This is a genomic window from Streptomyces sp. NPDC107522, from assembly GCF_055657525.1.
Window position 1 is genome coordinate 44,149 of record NZ_JBVKAU010000015.1, and the last position, 17,557, is coordinate 61,705.

Consider the following 17,557-nt stretch of genomic DNA (forward strand, 5'->3'; position numbering starts at 1 on the left):
ACCCGGGTGTTCCACCGATCACCACGATGAACGAGGTACGGACTTCATGAACGACCACATCCACTCCGAGGGCTCGCTCGAAGAGCACGACCACGGAGAGCTTGGCGACGCCGAGTACGCGGAGTTCATGGAGCTCGCCGCGGAAGAGGGCTTCGACCTCGAGGACGTCGAGGGGGCCATCGAGGCCGCCGGGCACGGGCCGCTGCCCGTCCTGGCCGTCGTAGGGCGGCCGAATGTCGGCAAGTCGACTCTCGTGAACCGGATCATCGGCCGCCGTGAGGCCGTCGTCGAGGACAAGCCCGGCGTCACCCGGGACCGCGTCACCTACGAGGCCGAGTGGGCCGGGCGCCGCTTCAAGGTCGTCGACACCGGCGGCTGGGAGCAGGACGTCTTCGGCATCGACGCCTCCGTGGCCGCGCAGGCCGAGTTCGCCATCGAGGCCGCCGACGCCGTCGTGTTCGTCGTCGACGCCAAGGTGGGTGCCACCGACACCGACGAGGCCGTCGTACGACTGCTGCGCAAGGCCGGCAAGCCCGTGGTGCTGTGCGCCAACAAGGTCGACGGTCCCAGTGGTGAGGCGGACGCCGCGTACCTGTGGTCCCTCGGCCTCGGCGAGCCGCACCCCGTCTCGGCGCTGCACGGCCGTGGCACCGGCGACATGCTGGACGCCGTACTTGAGGCGCTGCCGGAAGCGCCGCTGCAGTCGTTCGGCGGCGCCGGCGTCGGCGGTCCGCGCCGCATCGCCCTGATCGGCCGCCCGAACGTCGGCAAGTCCTCCCTGCTGAACAAGGTGGCCGGCGAGGAGCGCGTCGTCGTCAACGAGCTGGCCGGCACCACCCGTGACCCGGTCGACGAGCTCATCGAACTGGGCGGCGTGACCTGGAAGTTCGTCGACACGGCCGGCATCCGCAAGCGCGTCCACCTCCAGCAGGGCGCCGACTACTACGCCTCCCTGCGCACCGCCGCCGCGGTGGAGAAGGCCGAGGTCGCCGTCGTCCTGATCGACGCCTCCGAGTCCATCTCCGTCCAGGACCAGCGCATCATCACCATGGCCGTCGAGGCGGGCCGCGCGATGGTCATCGCCTACAACAAGTGGGACACCCTCGACGAGGAGCGCCGCTACTACCTGGAGCGGGAGATCGAGACCGAGCTGAACCAGGTGTCGTGGGCACCGCGCGTCAACGTCTCGGCGCGCACCGGCCGGCACATGGAGAAGCTGGTCCCGGCGATCGAGACCGCCCTCGCGGGCTGGGAGACCCGGGTTCCGACCGGCCGCCTGAACGCCTTCCTCGGCGAACTGGTCGCCGCCCACCCCCACCCGATCCGCGGCGGCAAGCAGCCCCGCATCCTCTTCGGCACCCAGGCCGGCACCAAGCCCCCGCGCTTCGTGCTCTTCGCCTCCGGTTTCATCGAGGCGGGCTACCGCCGCTTCATCGAGCGCCGGCTGCGCGAGGAGTTCGGCTTCGAGGGGACGCCGATCCATATCTCGGTGCGGGTGCGCGAGAAGCGCGGCAAGAAGAAGTAACGGACACAGCGAAAGGGCGGCCCGGTCAAGGGCCGCCCTTCCGCGTGCTCAGCCTCTGCGCGCCGGCGGCAGCGCGGCCGGGACGTGGTGCATCCCCGACCCCTGCGGGCCGATGTGCCCGACGCGCTGCCACTGCGGCTGCTGCCCGCTGCCGTGCCGGGCGCTGTGGGCACCCGCGCTGTAGGCGGTGTACGAACTGCTGAACGACCCCGGACGATGGCCGCCGCCGTACGAGCCCGTGCGCGGCGGAATGTTCCCGAACGCGGTGAACCCCAGATCCTCCTCGCCGCTGCGGTCACCCGGCAGCGAGCGGAAGGACTTGACGTACTCGGCGTAGAGCGCGTCGTAGATCGGCGTGGCCGATGGGCCGCCCTGATGGCGGGGAACGTCGTATGCATGCACGTATGTCCAAACGACCCGGCACAGGAAGAGATGCGGCCGGGTATCGCCCTAAAGGGGCGCGGGGCTGCATCGATATGCGGCTCCGCCGCGTGGGCGCGACACGCCACGAACCGCCCGTAGCCGCCGTACTCACGTACAGTCCCCGCCCGGTAGGCGCACTCACGTCCCCGCAAGAGGCAGCGCCGCTGCGACCAACTTCCCATTCGCCGCCGCCTTGTCCAGCGCCCCTCGAAGCAGATCCTCCCTGGGCTGGCGTCCGATGGACCCGACCGGCGCCGCGAACATCAACACCTGCTGATGCTTGTTCGCAGCGGCTCGCCACCCGTCGGTCACCTGCAGCGGCTGATGCGCCTGCCACCAGGCAACCGGCTGCCCCCCGGAGGGCCCGGTGCCGGGTTGGAGAACCGCATGCAGCTGCCCCATGGCGAGCAGCACGGACCACCCGTGCAGCACCGGCGGCACCTCGGCCAGCTCCGTCACCGGCATGAACCCCTGCTCGATGAGCAACGGCAGGAAGTCGTCCCCGGCGCCGACCGCCCCGGGCCGCACGATGGGGCCCGTCGGCTCGACGACCAGGGCGGGGTGCAACTCCCCGGCGATCAGCACCAGTCCGCTGGTCACGCCGAGCACGGCCTGCTCCGGCACGATCTTGTCGGGCTCCAGATCGACCGTGTCGCCGGTGATGGACTTCACGGCGCCCCGCAACTGCTCCTCGGTGACCTGGACGACCTGCGAGGGCAGGCAGGTGGCGTGGGCGAAGGCGAGGACGGCGGTCTCGTCCCCGATGAACAGGACGGTGCTGGTGCGCTCCTGTTCGGAGTCGCCCGGGGTGCGGCAGGACGTGCAGTCGTAACTGCCGGGGGCGTTCTCTCCGGCGAGCAGCCGGTCGGCTTCTTCGTCGCCGATCTCGGCACGTACCTCGTCGCTGACGTCGAGCATGCGCGGCACGGGTGGCTCCCTCGGGATGTGATGCGTGGCGGGGCCGGGTGGCTCCCGGCCCGTGAACCGGGTGGGTCCCGGGCTCATGAAGGAGACAACGGACGATCTGTGGCGGGAGTCACGCACCACACCGAACGGAATCGAACCATCCACCGCGCACGGTCACCTCGGGTACGGAATCGCCTACTCACCGTCAAGTCCTTGGAAAATCAAGGAAGTTGGTTGCGTGAGGTGAGTCACAGATCGGCGGGATGGCTGGTCGACAAATCCCGAAATCAGCGAATGAAGTGGGTGGCCGGAAATTGCCGATACCGGAGGTAACGGCGAACTGGCCTGGAGTGACAAGGAGTTGGTTGATACAGGCCGCTCAGCCTCCCTACATTCCTCGGCCGTGTGCAACGAGCACCGCTCGGGTACGTCCGCCGCACCACACCAGTCAGCCGGCAAACAGCACCAGCCTCAGGCGGACGGGGCGAGCGCGACTCACGCGCCCCATGGCGCAGGGGAGTGGCGTTCCGCTTTGGGGAGCCCCGGGTCCTTCGAGAGGGAACTACATGTCCGAATGTGCCGATACCACTCACGACAACGCTCGTAAGGCGCCGAAGGCTTCCAACGGGAGCCGGACTCGTACGACGGCGGTCCTCGCCGGAGCGGCACTGCTCGCTCCGCTCGGGCTGCTGGCCGCAACCGGCAACGCCGCAGCGGCGGACAGCGGAGTGTGGGACCGCATCGCCCAGTGCGAGAGCGGCGGCAACTGGCACATCAACACCGGCAACGGCTACTACGGCGGACTGCAGTTCGCCGCCTCCACCTGGCGCGCGTACGGCGGTACGGCCTACGCGCCGACGGCGGACCAGGCCAGCAAGGCCCAGCAGATCGCCGTGGCCACCAAGGTCCAGCGCGCCCAGGGGTGGGGCGCGTGGCCGACCTGTTCGGCCCGGGCCGGAGCGTACGGGAGCGCACCCGCGGCTTCCGCCACCGGCTCGTCGGCCTCCACCAAGGCAGCCCCGACGACTCCGTCGCAGACGCCGGAACGTCCGTCGGGCCACACGAACCGCGGCTCGTCCCGCGGTGACTACACCGTCCGCGAGGGCGACACGCTGAGCGGTATCGCCGCCCGGCACGGGACCACCTGGCAGCGGCTCTACGCCGCCAACAAGGCCGCCATCGGCGGTGATCCCAACCTGATCGTGCCCGGGCAGCGCCTCGAACTCTGAGCGTCGCTCCCCTGCCGGGGTACGGGGCCCCACCCGGTCCGCCGACCGGGTGGGGCCCCGGGGTCGCTCGGACGCGCCGCGGCGGTTGACCGCAACAAGCTGCCTAGCGTGCTCATATGAAATGCACACCGCTCACGATCGTCCTCGCCGGCTCGCTGCTCACCGCCCTTGCCTCGGGCACGGCGCACGCAGCGCACGCCGCGCCCGCAACGCCCGCCGTGCAGGTGGCGCCACCGCCACCGGAACTCGGACCGCCCCCCAAACGTGTGTCGTTCGGCTGTGCCAAGGACCAGTGGCCCTGGGGCTGCGTCGCCCAGTGCGAGAGCGGCGGCAATTGGCACATCAACACCGGCAACGGCCACTTCGGGGGGCTGCAGTTCTCGCAGCGGACCTGGGAGGGCTTCGGCGGGGGGAAGTACGCCCCGCGCGCGGATCTCGCCACCCGTCAGGAGCAGATCACGATCGCCAAGAAGGTGGTGGCCGTGCAGGGGTGGGGGGCCTGGCCGCACTGCTCCAGGAGGTACGGGCTCGAGGGCCGTGCGTACTTCCGTCTCAGGAACCGTGCGTACGACGGCATCGAGAGCCGGGCGGAGATGGGGAAGCCCAGCATCGCCGACCGGCTGACCTCGAGCACCTCGCTCCTCATCCGGAAGGGTTCGACCCGGTTCGGTGCGCTGCACGGCGCTCCCATTCACCCGCCTCGCCGCTGAACACGACCGCACCGCGCCGCAGTTCGTGGACGAGTGCCGCCCGGCCGTGCAGCACGGGCGGCAGTCGTTGTTCGGCGACGACCACGCATGCGTCGAGTTCGCTCAGCAGTTCGTACGTACGGGCGGCGGCCGTCGGCGACATGCCCTGCGCGGGTTCGTCGGCGAGCAGCACGCGCGCGCGTGCCAGCAGGGCGCGGGAGAGGGCGAGCATGCGCTGCTCGCCGCCGGAGAGGGTGCCGGCGCGGCGTGCGAGGAGGGGTTCGAGCGCCGGGTAGGCGTGGAGGGCGACGTCGTACGAAGCAGCCGCGAGTTCGAGGTTCTCGCGGACGGTGAGGGCGCCGAACACGGCCTGGCGTTCGGGGACCAGGCACAGTCCGCGGCGGGCCCTCTCATGGGCGGGTACGTGGGTCATGTCGATGCCGTCCCACACCACCGTTCCGCCGGACAGGGGCACGGTTCCGGCCAGCGCGCGCAGGGTTGTCGTACGGCCGGATCCGTTGCGGCCCAGGAGAACGGTGAGGCCGGGGCCGGGGGCGGCGAGGGTCACGCCGTGCAGGGCCTCCAGGGGGCCGTAGCGCACGCGCGCGCGGCGCAGGGAGATGGTGGTCATGCGGGGGTCTCCCAGGGGCCTGCGGCGTCCAGTACGCGGTCGGGCGGTCCGGAGGCGACGATGCGGCCCGCCGTCATGACGTGCACGGTGTCGGCGAGGTCGGCGACCAGGTCGAGGTCGTGCTCGACGACGAGCAGGGCGGTGCCGTCTGCGGCGAGTGCCTTCAGGATCCGGGTCAGTGCGGTGACCTCGGCGGTGTCGAGGCCTGCGGCGGGCTCGTCGAGCAGCAGTACGCGCGGGCTGCCGGCGAGGGCGCGGGCCAGTTCTACGCGTCTGAGGGTGCCGGTGGGCAGGGCGGCGGCGGGGTGGGAGCGCAGGGGGCCGTCCAGGGCGAGGAGTCTGAGGGCTCGTTCCACGGCTGCGGGGTCTCGGACGCGGCCTTGCTCGGCGCCTATGCGGACGTTCTCGGCGACGGTCAATGAGGGGAAGACGGCCAGTTGCTGGAAGGTGCGGGCGATGCCGAGGCGGGTGCGGGCGTGGGCGGGCAGGCGGGTGATGTCTTGGGTGCCGAGGAGGACTTGGCCGTGGGTGGGGCGGTGCGTGCCGGCCAGGCAGTGGAAAAGGGTGCTTTTGCCGGCGCCGTTGGGGCCGATGACTGCGGTGACCTGGCCGGGGGGGACGGTGAGGGTGACGTCGTCGAGGGCGGTGAAGCCGTTGTAGCGGGCCTGGAGGTGGTGGGCCGTCAGCGCGGGTGCGTGTGCGTGTGCGCGTGTGTGGGGGTGCACGCGGCCTTCAGCCGCGTTCGGTTTCCCACCCGCACCGCTCGTGCAGCTTTCGTCGTCGGATGCGGGTGGCCCCTGCGGGGGTTCACCGCCGTCGGCGGCTGCGGCGATGCGGGCCCTTGCGGCACGATCATCGGCTTCACCACCCTCGCCGCCTTGTCTGCCACCGCCCTCGCCCGGGCTGCCGCCCGTACCACCCCCGCCCGCGCTGCCGCCCGTACCACCCCCGCCCGCGCTGCCTGGGCCCGCGCTGCCGCCGTCTCCGCCGCCCGGGCTCGCGCTGCCACTGGCCTTGAGTGAGCCGAGTTCGCTGCCCCGGCCCGCGCTGCCCCCGCCCCCGCCGCCCGCCTCGGTGTCTTCCTCTCGCCGTTCCCGGCCTCCCGCCGTGCCATCCGCCTGTCGGCTCGCCACCGGGCGGTACTGCGGCGGTGATGGGTCTGCTGCTGTCCCCTCGTGGTCATCCGGGGGCGTCGCGTTCGCGAGGTGCGACGGGGTCAGGCCCGCCGAAGTCGGCTGTCGTGCGGGGCCTCGTTCTGCTGGGCGTAGTCGGTTTCGTACCTCCGTCCCCAACGCCGTCAGCGTCGGCCTCCGCCGCAGCCGGAGCCTCTCCGCCGTCGCCCGCAGCGCCTCGTACGGGCCGCCGGGGAAGCGGCCCACCAAGACCGCCAGGATGCCGATCAGGGCTGCCGCCACGCCGCCACGGGCTCCCGCGTCGAGGCCGACCAGGAGGGCTGCCGCGGCCAGGGCGCCCAGGGTGCTGTCGGCGCCCAGTACCACCACCGCCGCGAACCACAACAAGCCGCGGACCGGGTCGTAGGCGGACGGTTCGAAGGCCCGTAGGCCCATGCCGAGCAGGCCGCCGCCCAGGGCTGCCAGGGCGGCGCCCGAGACGAAGGCCAGGAGCTTCAGGGAGGGGACCTGGATGCCTGCCGCCGACGCCCCGGGCTCGTGGTCCCGCATCGCCGCCAAGGCCCGGCCCGTGCGGCCCCGGCGCAGCAGCCAGGTCGTCAGCAGGGCGGCTGCCAGGAGGGTCAGTTCCAGGACGTAGTACGCGCGATCGCCCTCGAAGCCGGCCGGGCGGCCCAGGGACAGGCCGGAGATCGCGTACGGCTGGGCGAAGACGAAGCGGTTGACGCCGACGCCCACCGCGAAGGTCGCCAGGGCCAGGGCCAGGCCCCGGCGGCTGATCGCCGGCCAGCCGGTGAGGAGGCCCAAGGGGGCCACCAGGGCGACTGCCAGCCCCAGCGCCGCGAGTTCCGGCAGGCGTGGCAGGCCCGGGAAGCGGCCCGCTGCCAGCAGGGCCGTGAACAGGGCGCCCAGGCCCGCGTACGCCGCGTGCCCGAGGGAGATCTGGCCGCCGCGGCCCGTGACCACGACCAGCGAGAGCAGTACCACGGCCAGCGCCGGCACCTGCACCGACGTATGCAGGTCCGAGCCGGCGAAGCCCAGGGGGAGCAGGAACAGCACCCCAGCCACGATCCAGGCGCCCGGCGGCGTCGGCACGCGCGCGGTGGCCGTGCGGGGGAGAGCGTCACGCGTACCCACACTCGGAAGGGCCAGGGCCGCGATCAGCAGGGCCACGACGAAGAGGTTCGTGCCGACCGCTTGAAGGAGGGGTGCGCTCCAGTCCGACGGGTGCAGGCGCGTCAGCTGGCTCTGCGCCACCCCGATGGCCAGCGCCGTCGCCACGGCTACCGGCAGGCTGCGCATGCGCGCGGCCACCGCGACCGCGACGACCTCCATGACCAGCAGCGGCATGCCGTACGGGTCCAGCCGGACGTACGGCGCCAGCAGCACGCCCGTCAGGCCCGCCGTGAACGAGCCGAACGCCCAGCCCGCCGCCGCCACCCGGTCCGCGTCGATGCCGCCCAGGACGGCCAGCTCACGGTCGTCCACCACGGCACGCAGCTCCCGGCCGAAGCGCGTCCAGCGGATCACCGCACCGACCCCGGCCGCCAGCAGCAGGGCCACCGCCAGCTGCCCCCACGGATCCGCCGACACCAGCTCCGGCACGTCGTCCCGCGCTCCCTGGCCCCACACCAGCGCCGCCCCGCCCACCAGCAGCACGAACACGCCGATGGACGCGACCAGGGTCTGCGCCGGGTCGCTGCCCAGGACCGACAGCGGCCGGAAGACGAACCGTTCCAGCACCACCCCGATGCCGGGCGCGAGGACCAGCAGCGTCACCGTCGCGCCCGCCCACAACGGCCAGCCCCACTCCACCACGCACTGCCGCAGCACATACGCGCACACCATCGCGATCGCCCCGTGCGCGAAGTTCAGCACGCCGGTCGCGCGGTACGTCACGATCAGACCGATCCCGGTGAGCGCGGCGGCGCTGCCGACCGACAGACCGGCCAGCGTGAGGTCGTACGTCAGCGAGGACATCAGTCATCCGCTTCAGTCGTCCGCTTCGGCGGGCTCACAGATCGGGCACGGGCCCAGTTCCCCGCTCCTGACCAGCTTCGCATCGACCGGTACGGCCTCGACCTTCCCCGCGACCAGCGGGCAGTCCGCGCGGTGCCAGAGGGTGCCGCCGGGCACCATCAGCAGGTCCCCGCTGACCGCGAGCGGTGCCGTGGCAGGCTGTCCCGACTCCTCGGCGTCGGCGGGCTCGGCGGCCACCAGAAGGCCGTACAGCTCCTCCATGCGCGCGGCGGCGAGCGCGCCCCGGCCGTGGGTCAGCAGCACCGACCCGGCGATGATCAGCGCGGCGCCGGGAACCGTGCACGACGCGAGATAAGGCAGCTGCCGCTCGGCGAACCGCTCGCCGGAGACGCCGTACCAGCCGATGACGCACAGCACCGCGCCGGCCGCGAGCGCGGCCCAGCCGGCCCACAGGACGGGGTGCACGGTCCGCAGTCGGGCTGTCCGCATCGCTGGCTCCCACACGTCGGGTTTGTGTGCACGCGCGTCTGCTTTCTGCGCATGTGCCTGGCGGTATTCCAAGTCTGCCAATGGACTTGCACTATGCCTCCTGCAAGCTGACCCTGAAAGCACCGGGCGCGCACGGCCCGGATCGACACCCCGGTGGTGAGCCAGATGGTTCTCGGGAGCGACGTCAGGCGGAGCAACGCGCACAGGGGACGGGGTACGGCGCTGGCGGCCGCCCTGCTCCTCTTCCTCGCCCCGGCCCTCGCGGCCTGCAGTGACGACGAGGGCGGCGGCGGCAACGAGACACCGCCGACACCGACCGTCGAGCAGACGCAGCCGCAGACGTCACCGGCCGCGACGGCGCCCGCGGACGCGCGGGCGGCCGAGACGGAGATCAAGCAGAACTGGGCGAAGTTCTTCGATCCCAAGACGTCCCTGGAAGACAAGCAGACCGTCCTGGAGAACGGCGAGCAGATGGCGCCGGTCCTGCAGGCGTTCAGCGGTGACGAGCGTGGTGGGCAGGTCCAGGCGAAGGTCTCCAAGGTCGAGTTCACCTCACCGACCGAGGCGAACGTCACGTACGACCTGACGCTGAAGGGCGCGACCGCCCTGCCGAACGCCGCCGGAACCGCGGTCGAGCAGGACGGCACCTGGAAGGTGTCCGCCAAGACCCTGTGCGCGCTGGTCCAGATGAGCGGCAATGGGTCGCCGATCCCGGGGTGCTGAGGCGGCGATCGCCGTGATGGTGCTTGCTCTGAGTACGGCGTGCGGCAGCCGGCTGCCGGAGAGCGACTTCGAGCACCGCGACCGGAGCACTGGCTCGGCGCCGGCCGGTGACCGCACCCCGGTCCGCGTCGGCATCATCACGAGCGCCACCAGCCCCGTCGGCGGCAACGCCTTCACCGGCCCCCGCGACGGCGCCAAGGCCTTCTTCGAGCGCCTCAACACGCGCGGGGGCATCGGCGGCCGCCCGGTCGAGGTGCACGAGTGCGACGACGGCGGCAGCGGCGTCGGCAACAACGAGTGCGTACACGAGCTGCTCGACGAGGACGAGGTCGTCGCCCTGGTCGCCACCACCGCCCTGGACTACGCGGGCGCCTCCCGCGTCTCACGCGCGCGCGTGCCTGACATCGGCGGCCAGCCCATCGGTGCCGCCTACGACACCTACCCGCACCTCTACGGCATCTACGGCAGCCTCGCGCCCCGCCACGGCACCACCGGCTGGGACGGCAGGCAGTACGGCGGCACGGAGGTCTACCGCTACTTCAAGCGCGAGCACGGCGCCCGTACGGCCGCCGTCGTCTCGTACAACCAGGCCGCCTCCGCCGCCTACGCCCGGCTCGTCGAGCGGGGGCTGAGGGCCGAGGGCTACAAGGTCGTCACCGAGCAGGTCGACTTCGCGTTGCCCAACTTCCGCGCGGTGGCCGCCGATCTGAAGGAGCAGGGCGCCGACCTCGTCTTCGACGCCATCGACACCCACGGCAACGCCCGGCTGTGCAAGGCGATGGACGACGTCGGCGCCGAGGTCACCGCCAAGGTCACGAACGTACAGAACTGGACGTCCACCGTCGCCGAGGACTACAAGGACTCCCCGCGCTGCCGCAACGCCCTGTGGGCGACCGGATCGTCCCGCAACTTCGAGGACACGGACCAGGACGCCGTACGGGAGTTCCGGGACGCCACGAAGAGCCTCAAGGCGCACTCCCAGTGGCAGTTGGAGGGCTGGGCGGCGGCGATGTGGTTCACGGACGCGGCGAGGGCGTGCGCCGGCGAGGGCGTCACGCGCGCGTGCGTCGACGACTTCATGAACCGCAGCCAGGGATACACCGCCGACGGCCTGCTGATCCCGGTCAGGTTCGAGCGGCTGGCCGAGCCGCCCGAGAGCCGCCGGACCTGTCTGTCGGTGGCCCGCTGGGAGGACGGCAAGGGCTGGGTCTCCCAAGGAGACATGAACACCACGTGCTTCAAGGTCCCGCAGCTGTCGTATCAACCCTGACGGGCAACCAAAAGGCCGCATGGAAGGTCCAACTGACGGAGCAGAACCCCGAGGGAGGAACCGCACCGCATGACGACGCCCCTGTCGCACACCGCACCACTGCGCGCCGACTGCATCGCGGATTCGGCCGGCGGACTGACCTTCGACGTCAGCGCGACCGGGGCGACCGAGCCTGCCCACCTCGTCCTGCGCCACCGCGAGGGCCACGAGGAGGTCACCCTGCCGCTGGCCCCGTCCGCACACGGCCGCCTGCGCGCCGCGCTCCCCAGCAGCGTCTCCCTCCCCGAGGGCCACTGGGACGCGTACGCGCGCGTGACGGACGAGGAACCCCACCGCCTGGCACCGGGCGCGATGAAGGTGCACTCCCTCGCTTCTCGGGTCCCGTACGAGACCCGCCAGGGCAACCTGAGCGTCGAATGCCGGGTGCCGGCAACCCCCTTAGGGGCGCGGGACTGTGACGTTTGCGGCTCCGCCGCGCGGGCGCGATCAACCACGACGAACCCGCACTCGCCTGCGATATCCGCACCCCCGAGCTGTTAGGCGACTGGCAAACTCGCATCATGCTGGACACCTCCGCAAGACTCCTGCGGCTGCTCTCCCTCCTCCAGGCCCACCGAGAATGGTCCGGCGCCGCACTCGCCGAACGTCTCGGAGTAACGCCCCGCACGGTCCGCCGGGACGTCGACCGCCTGCGCGAACTCGGCTACCCCGTCAACGCCAGCCCCGGCACAGGCGGCGGCTACCAACTGGGCGCCGGAGCCGAGCTGCCACCCCTGCTCCTGGACGACGACGAGGCCGTCGCAGTCGCCATAGGCCTGCGCACGGCCGCAGGCCAGGGCATCGAGGGCATCGGTGAGACCTCCGTACGGGCCCTGGCCAAGCTGGAGCAGGTCCTGCCGAACCGGCTGCGCCGCCGCGTCGGTGCCCTGAACGCCTTCACGGTGCCGATGCTGCGCGGCCCCCAGCCCTCCGCCGTCGACCCTGCCGTCCTGACCGAGCTGGCCCACCTCTGCCGGGACGCCGAACGCCTGCGCTTCGAGTACCGGGATCACGAGGGCGCCCCCACCCGCCGGACCGTCGAACCGCACCGCCTGGTGTGCAGCGAGCGCCGCTGGTACCTGGTCGCCTGGGACCTGGACCGCGAGGACTGGCGTACGTTCCGCGCCGACCGCATCACACCCAGGCCGCCGCACGGCCCGCGCTTCACCCCGCGCACCCCGCCCGCCGAGGACCTCGCCGCGTACGTCTCCCGGGGCGTCTCCACGCGCGCGTACGCCTCGCACGCCGTCATCCGGCTGCTGGTGCCCCTGGAGGAGGCGGCCGGGAGCATCTCGCCCTCTGCCGGGCAGCTGGAGGCCGAGGGGCCCGACAGCTGCATCCTGCGCACCGGTGCCGGAAGCATCGACGTGATGGTGATCCATGTGATGCTGATGGGCTTCGAGTTCGAGGTCGTGGAGCCGGACGAGCTCGTCGAGGCGATCAGGACGGCTCACGGCCGGCTTGCTCGCTCTTTGGCTCGGGCTGCGGAGCCTCCAGCGCGTGCTCGGGGTGGTGCAGGTCGAACGCCGGGGACTCCGAGCGGATCCGCGGCAGCGTCATGAAGTTGTGCCGCGGGGGCGGGCAGGAGGTCGCCCACTCCAGGGAGCGGCCGTAGCCCCAGGGGTCGTCGACCTGGACCTTCTCGCCGTACTTGGCGGTCTTCCAGACGTTGTAGAGGAACGGCAGCGTCGACAGGCCCAGCAGGAACGCGCCGATCGTCGAGACCGTGTTCAGCGCCGTGAAGCCGTCGGCGGCGAGATAGTCGGCGTACCGGCGCGGCATGCCCTCCGCGCCCAGCCAGTGCTGCACCAGGAACGTGGTGTGGAAGCCGGTGAACAGCGTCCAGAACTGGATCTTGCCGAGCCGTTCGTCGAGCATCTTCCCGGTGAACTTCGGCCACCAGAAGTAGAAGCCGGCGAAGATCGCGAAGACGACCGTGCCGAAGACGACGTAGTGGAAGTGCGCGACCACGAAGTACGTGTCCGTGACGTGGAAGTCCATCGGCGGCGACGCCAGGATCACCCCGGTCAGCCCGCCGAAGAGGAACGTCACGAGGAAGCCCACCGACCACAGCATCGGGGTCTCGAAGGACAGCGAGCCCTTGATCATGGTGCCGGTCCAGTTGAAGAACTTCACGCCCGTCGGCACCGCGATCAGGAAGCTCATGAACGAGAAGAACGGCAGCAGCACCGCGCCCGTCGCGAACATGTGGTGCGCCCACACCACCACCGACAGCCCCGTGATCGCCATCGTGGCCGCGACCAGCGTCAGATAGCCGAACATCGGCTTGCGCGAGAAGACCGGGATGATCTCGGTGATGATGCCGAAGAACGGCAGCGCGATGATGTACACCTCGGGGTGGCCGAAGAACCAGAACAGGTGCTGCCACAGGATCGCCCCGCCGTTGGCCGCGTCGAAGACCTGCGCGCCGAACCGCCGGTCCGCCTCCAGCACCAGCAGCGCCGCCGCGAGCACCGGGAACGCCATCAGGATCAGGATCGACGTGAACAGCGTGTTCCAGGTGAAGATCGGCATCCGGAACATCGTCATGCCGGGGGCGCGCATCCCGATGATCGTGGTGATGAAGTTGACCGCGCCGAGGATCGTGCCGAAGCCCGCCAGCGCCAGGCCCATGATCCACAGGTCGGGGCCGATGCCGGGGGAGCGCTCCATGCTGTTGAGCGGCGCGTAGGCGAACCAGCCGAAGGAGGCCGGCCCGTCCGGCACGATCAGCCCGCCCATCACGATCAGGCCGCCGAAGAGGAACAGCCAGTACGAGAACATGTTGAGCCGGGGGAAGGCCACGTCCGGGGCGCCGATCTGCAGCGGCATGAGCTCGTTGGCGAAGCCCGCGAAGGTCGGGGTCGCGAAGAGCAGCAGCATGATCGTGCCGTGCATGGTGAACATCTGGTTGAACTGCTCGTTGGTCAGCAGCTGCAGCCCCGGCCGGGCGAGCTCGGCCCGCATCAGCAGCGCCATGACACCGCCGGCCAGGAAGAACACGAACGACGTGATCAGGTAGAGATGCCCGATCTTCTTGTGGTCGGTGGTGGTCAGCCAGTCGACGACCACACGGCCGCCGGGCTCCCTCATCCCCATGGGCCGTGCCGTAGCCCCCACGGTCTGCGTCCCCATCGCTCGCTCGCCCCTTCGCTCGTCGCGCCCCGGGCCCGCTGAAGCCCGCGCCGCACGCGCCGACGCGAGCTCACGCCATGATGCTCGCGTCGGCAGCGCTCCGACAGGGGGCGTACGGAGGTTCTGTGTCGGGACCATGTATTTCCTGTGCGGAACCGGCTCCCGCGTTCCGTGCGCCCGCTGCGGCAGCAGCCAATGACACGCAGAGGGAAAAGGAGTCCAGGGGCAGTTCCCCGGGCACTTTTCCGCCGCTCTATTGGCGGGGTAGTCGCGACACGCGGGAATTACGATCGAATGCCTGCAGAAGGCCTACGGAACCGCTCGTCCGTGTGACGAAGTGAGACCGAAACACGTGTCGTGATTCTGTGACAAAAGCGTGACGTGAGAGGGATCTGTGACCTGGGTGGCCGCTACAAAGGTTCCCGGTCCGCCCTGGCCGGATGCTTCACACAGGGCCTAGCGTGGCGACATGGCACCCATTCCGAAACCCCCTGCCGAACCCCAGGACAGCCCGGACACCTATGTCGGACTCGCCGCCGACCGGGCCGAGCAGCTCGCCCGCGACCGGGGGTGGTCGACGGTGCGTTCGCTGGCGCCGGGGACAATCATCACCATGGAATACCGGAGCGGCCGCCTGAACTTCGAGGTCGAGGACGGCCAGGTGAAGCGGGCCTGGAAGGGCTGACGACGGGCGAAGGCCCCGGTTCCCGCCGAGGAACCGGGGCCTTCGCCGTGCGGAGGTGGTGGTGCGTACCGAACCTCGCTGTCAGGGCAGGTCAGCCGCCTGTGAGCGGGCGGGCTGCCGGGGCCGTGCCGCGGGTGATGCGGTCCGTGTGCGGCGGGCGGCGGCTGCCGACCGGGGTGACCGGCGTGCGCTCCGCGCGGGCCGTGTGCGGGCTGGGCGCCAGGTGATAGACGGGTGCCCGGGGCGAGCGTGACGCGGGGGCCGCCTCGCGTGCGGCGACCTCCTCGTCGGCCGCCGTGGGGCGCGGCTTGAGCCGCACGGGGACCTCGACCGGGGCGGCCGGCGCGGCAAAGGTGCCGGCCCGGCGCTCGCGCCAGCGGTCGCGCAGGTCGAAGATCGCGATCTCGGAGCGGGCGATCAGCGGCTCGAACCACGGCAGGGCGAGCAGGATCAGCAGGCCGGCGGCCCAGCCGAGCAGCACGTCGCTCAACCAGTGCGTACCGAGGTAGACGGTGGACAGTCCCACGCCCAGCGAGGTCACCGCCGACAGGGCCGACAGCCAGCGGCGCGCTCTCGGGGTCGAGGCCAGATAGGCCAGGATTCCCCAGGTCACCACGGCGTTGGCGGTGTGGCCGCTGGGAAATATATCGCCGCCCAGCCACATCTCGTTCGAGCCGATGCTGGTCGCGTAGTGCGGTCCGAGGCGGCCCATGCCGATCTTGGCGGCGCCGACGGTGATGTTCAGCAGGAGCAGCGAGACACCGAGTGCGAGCAGCGGCCGCAGCGTGTGCTGCCGCCAGGAGCGCCAGCCCAGCCAGGCCGCGACCATCACGGCGGTGGGGCCGCGCTGGCCGAGCACCACGTAGTAGTCGACGAAGGCGTGGATCTCCGACCACTGCTGGTACGGCCGGAAGAACATGACCTGCCAGTCCAGGCGGACCAGCCACGAGGTGATGACGACGGCCCACACGATCGCCCCGTAGAAGGCCAGGGTCGCCGAGAGCAGCACGACCCTGTGCCGGCTCATCTTCGGCACATCGATGTGGGCCGGTCGTTCCGGCTCACGGTCCAGCCTGGCGAACACCCGGTCCAGACGGGTGAGCTTCGGTTTGGTACGCACCCAATCGACGTTACAGCGAGTGAGCTCAGATCCCGGTCGATTCCACCGCTTTGTGATGACGATGTGATGTGGGATTCCTCTCAAAGGCCGGGCTATTTCCTGCGACTCACAATCGACGGTGGTCGCGCCCTTCAATTCCTTTGATCATTCCAGCGCATGGTTTTATGCGGTTTATGAATTAGTTCACCGAAAGCTGGTTCTGAATTCTTCCGGCGCTCATCGGATGGACGCCACCCGGTCACGGGGGACCGGAGCCGTTCAGCCAGAACGCCCCGTAGAGCGCCGACGCCCCCGCGATGAGCGCCAGCACCGCGGCCGACCTGCGCGTTCGCAGCCGGGCCAGGGCAAGGGCGAGCGGGAACAGCAGCGGGAAGGCGGGCAGCAGCAGGCGCGGTTTCGAGCCGAAGTAGCTCGACGCGCACAGGGCGAGCGCGGTGACGACCCCCGCGTACACCAGCAGCGCGAGCGGCTGGCGCTGCCGGACGCAGACCACGTACAGCCACACCACCAGACCGACCCCCGCGATCAGTGCGAGGCCCGCGAGTGCCGACGGAATCGACGTGAACTTGTCGGCGACGAAACGCGCGAAGGCGTAACCCCCGTCGAAGCCGTTGCGCCAGCCGGCCTGGACGTCGAGATAACCGAGCGGGCCCTTGCCGGTGCGGTGGCCGACCCACAGCACATAGCCGGCGGCGCCCAGGGGCGCCAGCAGCATGCCGAGGGCGCGCCGGGAGTCCTGTGCGCGGTCGGCGGGCGCCACCCTTCGATCCCGCACGAACGAGGTGATCCCGGCCGCCCACACCGCCGCCACGACGGCGAGACCGACCGGACGGGTCAGACCGGCCAGCAGGGCCAGGGAGCCCGCCGTCAGCCAGCGTCCGGTCAGCACCGCGTACAGCGACCAGGCCGCCAGCGCCGTGAACAGCGACTCGCTGTACGCCATCGACTGCACGATCCCGACCGGCAGCACCGCCCACAGCAGCACCGCACAGACCCCGGCCCGGCGGCCGTACACATGGTCGGCGACCGCGAAGATCCCCCAGGCCGCGGCTAGCGAGGCGAGCAACGAGACCAGGAAACCGGCGTCGGCGTACGACAGCGGGGTCACCGCCGCGACCGCCCGCTCCAGCCAGGGCAGCAGCGGGAAGAAGGCGAGGTTGGAGTGGACGTCGCCGTTCGGCAGCCGCACCTCGTAGCCGTATCCCAGCTCGGCGACCCTCGTGTACCACAGCGCGTCCCAGCGGGCGGTCAGCAGCGTGTACGCGCTTTTGCCGGACGGCGCGCTCCACAGGGTCAGCGCGAGCAGCCCCAGGGCACGTACGGCCGCGTACCCGAGGAGGGCCGGGGCCGCGCGCTTCAGGGCCGAAGGGGCGGGAGGGGCGGCCACGCGCGTAGAGAGGTCGGTCACGGGCCCGATTATCGACCTGGCGGGGAACCGGGCGGGCAAGCTCGGGTGTGCTGCAGACGGGGAGAGGAGTGGCGTACGCCACACCTGTTCCGCTGGGAGTGTGAGAGGTCCGCCACTCGGCACCGACGCGGACTCGCGTACCCTGACGATTCACTCGCTTCGTTGCGCGGGCCGG

The 17,557-nt window shown here is 71.1% G+C and carries 15 protein-coding genes and 1 pseudogene; 8 read left to right on the forward strand and 8 right to left on the reverse strand.

Annotated features, from left to right (window positions below):
* The first annotated feature begins 46 nt into the window (after window positions 1-46).
* Window positions 47-1,525, forward strand: a complete 1,479-nt coding sequence (der, locus tag ACZ7L6_RS33890) for a ribosome biogenesis GTPase Der (protein WP_471930621.1) — start codon at window positions 47-49, stop codon at window positions 1,523-1,525.
* Window positions 1,526-1,573: 48 nt separating this feature from the next.
* Here der and ACZ7L6_RS33895 read toward each other — a convergent pair whose 3' ends face one another.
* Entirely contained in the window at window positions 1,574-1,927 is a 354-nt protein-coding gene (locus ACZ7L6_RS33895) for a hypothetical protein (RefSeq protein WP_471930623.1), read from the reverse strand.
* Window positions 1,928-2,086: 159 nt separating this feature from the next.
* Window positions 2,087-2,875, reverse strand: coding sequence for a hypothetical protein (locus tag ACZ7L6_RS33900; RefSeq protein ID WP_471930625.1), 789 nt, complete (start codon window positions 2,873-2,875; stop codon window positions 2,087-2,089).
* Window positions 2,876-3,420: 545 nt separating this feature from the next.
* Between ACZ7L6_RS33900 and ACZ7L6_RS33905 the strand changes: the two genes are divergently transcribed.
* Entirely contained in the window at window positions 3,421-4,083 is a 663-nt protein-coding gene (locus ACZ7L6_RS33905; protein WP_471930627.1) for a transglycosylase family protein, read from the forward strand.
* Window positions 4,084-4,199: 116 nt separating this feature from the next.
* Complete coding sequence (locus tag ACZ7L6_RS33910) at window positions 4,200-4,793, forward strand: transglycosylase family protein (RefSeq protein ID WP_471930628.1); 594 nt, start codon at window positions 4,200-4,202, stop codon at window positions 4,791-4,793.
* Here ACZ7L6_RS33910 and ACZ7L6_RS33915 read toward each other — a convergent pair.
* From ACZ7L6_RS33915 to ACZ7L6_RS33925, 3 genes are read right to left on the reverse strand one after another with little or no spacing between them, the layout of a single operon-like run.
* Window positions 4,726-5,403: an ABC transporter ATP-binding protein gene (locus tag ACZ7L6_RS33915; protein ID WP_471930629.1), complete on the reverse strand. Its 678-nt coding sequence runs from the start codon at window positions 5,401-5,403 to the stop codon at window positions 4,726-4,728. The genes ACZ7L6_RS33910 and ACZ7L6_RS33915 overlap by 68 nt on opposite strands.
* On the reverse strand, window positions 5,400-8,513 hold the full coding sequence (locus ACZ7L6_RS33920) for an ABC transporter permease subunit (protein ID WP_471930630.1): 3,114 nt from the start codon (window positions 8,511-8,513) through the stop codon (window positions 5,400-5,402). Before ACZ7L6_RS33920 ends, ACZ7L6_RS33915 begins: the two co-directional genes overlap by 4 nt.
* A gap of 12 nt (window positions 8,514-8,525) precedes the next feature.
* Complete coding sequence (locus ACZ7L6_RS33925) at window positions 8,526-9,002, reverse strand: hypothetical protein (RefSeq protein WP_471930632.1); 477 nt, start codon at window positions 9,000-9,002, stop codon at window positions 8,526-8,528.
* Window positions 9,003-9,167: 165 nt separating this feature from the next.
* On the opposite strand from ACZ7L6_RS33925, the gene ACZ7L6_RS33930 reads away from it, so the two are divergent.
* The 4 genes from ACZ7L6_RS33930 (at window position 9,168) to ACZ7L6_RS33945 (ending at window position 12,596) form a co-directional block, all read left to right on the forward strand.
* A complete protein-coding gene (locus ACZ7L6_RS33930) occupies window positions 9,168-9,725 on the forward strand; it encodes an MTB12 C-terminal domain-containing protein (protein ID WP_471930634.1) in 558 nt (185 codons plus the stop codon).
* Window positions 9,700-10,995 (forward strand): ABC transporter substrate-binding protein, encoded by a 1,296-nt coding sequence (locus ACZ7L6_RS33935; RefSeq protein WP_471930636.1) that lies wholly within the window; start codon window positions 9,700-9,702, stop codon window positions 10,993-10,995. The genes ACZ7L6_RS33930 and ACZ7L6_RS33935 overlap by 26 nt, the downstream gene beginning before the upstream one ends.
* Before the next feature lie 69 nt (window positions 10,996-11,064).
* Entirely contained in the window at window positions 11,065-11,535 is a 471-nt protein-coding gene (locus ACZ7L6_RS33940; protein ID WP_471930638.1) for a hypothetical protein, read from the forward strand.
* A 20-nt stretch (window positions 11,536-11,555) separates the two neighbouring features.
* The gene (locus ACZ7L6_RS33945) at window positions 11,556-12,596 is read left to right on the forward strand and encodes a helix-turn-helix transcriptional regulator (protein ID WP_471930640.1); all 1,041 of its coding nucleotides are present in this window, start codon (window positions 11,556-11,558) and stop codon (window positions 12,594-12,596) included.
* Here the strand turns inward: ACZ7L6_RS33945 and ctaD are convergent.
* Window positions 12,595-14,307 (reverse strand): annotated as a pseudogene (ctaD, locus tag ACZ7L6_RS33950) (aa3-type cytochrome oxidase subunit I); the annotation flags it as partial. The gene ACZ7L6_RS33945 and the pseudogene ctaD overlap by 2 nt on opposite strands.
* 331 nt (window positions 14,308-14,638) lie before the next feature.
* On the opposite strand from ctaD, the gene ACZ7L6_RS33955 reads away from it, so the two are divergent.
* The gene (locus ACZ7L6_RS33955) at window positions 14,639-14,854 is read left to right on the forward strand and encodes an I78 family peptidase inhibitor (protein WP_471930642.1); all 216 of its coding nucleotides are present in this window, start codon (window positions 14,639-14,641) and stop codon (window positions 14,852-14,854) included.
* Window positions 14,855-14,945: 91 nt separating this feature from the next.
* Here the strand turns inward: ACZ7L6_RS33955 and ACZ7L6_RS33960 are convergent, their stop codons facing one another.
* A complete protein-coding gene (locus tag ACZ7L6_RS33960) occupies window positions 14,946-15,974 on the reverse strand; it encodes a phosphatase PAP2 family protein (protein ID WP_471930644.1) in 1,029 nt (342 codons plus the stop codon).
* Window positions 15,975-16,212: 238 nt separating this feature from the next.
* On the reverse strand, window positions 16,213-17,382 hold the full coding sequence (locus ACZ7L6_RS33965; RefSeq protein ID WP_471930646.1) for a hypothetical protein: 1,170 nt from the start codon (window positions 17,380-17,382) through the stop codon (window positions 16,213-16,215).
* Window positions 17,383-17,557 lie beyond the last annotated feature (175 nt).

Bases quoted from the DNA above. Each gene is read 5' to 3' on its own strand.
- der (WP_471930621.1), top strand. From the start codon at position 47: ATGAACGACCACATCCACTCCGAGGGCTCGCTCGAAGAGCACGACCAC.
- ACZ7L6_RS33905 (WP_471930627.1), top strand. From the start codon at position 3,421: ATGTCCGAATGTGCCGATACCACTCACGACAACGCTCGTAAGGCGCCG.
- ACZ7L6_RS33910 (WP_471930628.1), top strand. From the start codon at position 4,200: ATGAAATGCACACCGCTCACGATCGTCCTCGCCGGCTCGCTGCTCACC.
- ACZ7L6_RS33915 (WP_471930629.1), bottom strand. From the start codon at position 5,403: ATGACCACCATCTCCCTGCGCCGCGCGCGCGTGCGCTACGGCCCCCTG.
- ACZ7L6_RS33920 (WP_471930630.1), bottom strand. From the start codon at position 8,513: ATGTCCTCGCTGACGTACGACCTCACGCTGGCCGGTCTGTCGGTCGGC.
- ACZ7L6_RS33925 (WP_471930632.1), bottom strand. From the start codon at position 9,002: ATGCGGACAGCCCGACTGCGGACCGTGCACCCCGTCCTGTGGGCCGGC.
- ACZ7L6_RS33930 (WP_471930634.1), top strand. From the start codon at position 9,168: ATGGTTCTCGGGAGCGACGTCAGGCGGAGCAACGCGCACAGGGGACGG.
- ACZ7L6_RS33935 (WP_471930636.1), top strand. From the start codon at position 9,700: ATGGGTCGCCGATCCCGGGGTGCTGAGGCGGCGATCGCCGTGATGGTG.
- ACZ7L6_RS33940 (WP_471930638.1), top strand. From the start codon at position 11,065: ATGACGACGCCCCTGTCGCACACCGCACCACTGCGCGCCGACTGCATC.
- ACZ7L6_RS33945 (WP_471930640.1), top strand. From the start codon at position 11,556: ATGCTGGACACCTCCGCAAGACTCCTGCGGCTGCTCTCCCTCCTCCAG.
- ACZ7L6_RS33955 (WP_471930642.1), top strand. From the start codon at position 14,639: ATGGCACCCATTCCGAAACCCCCTGCCGAACCCCAGGACAGCCCGGAC.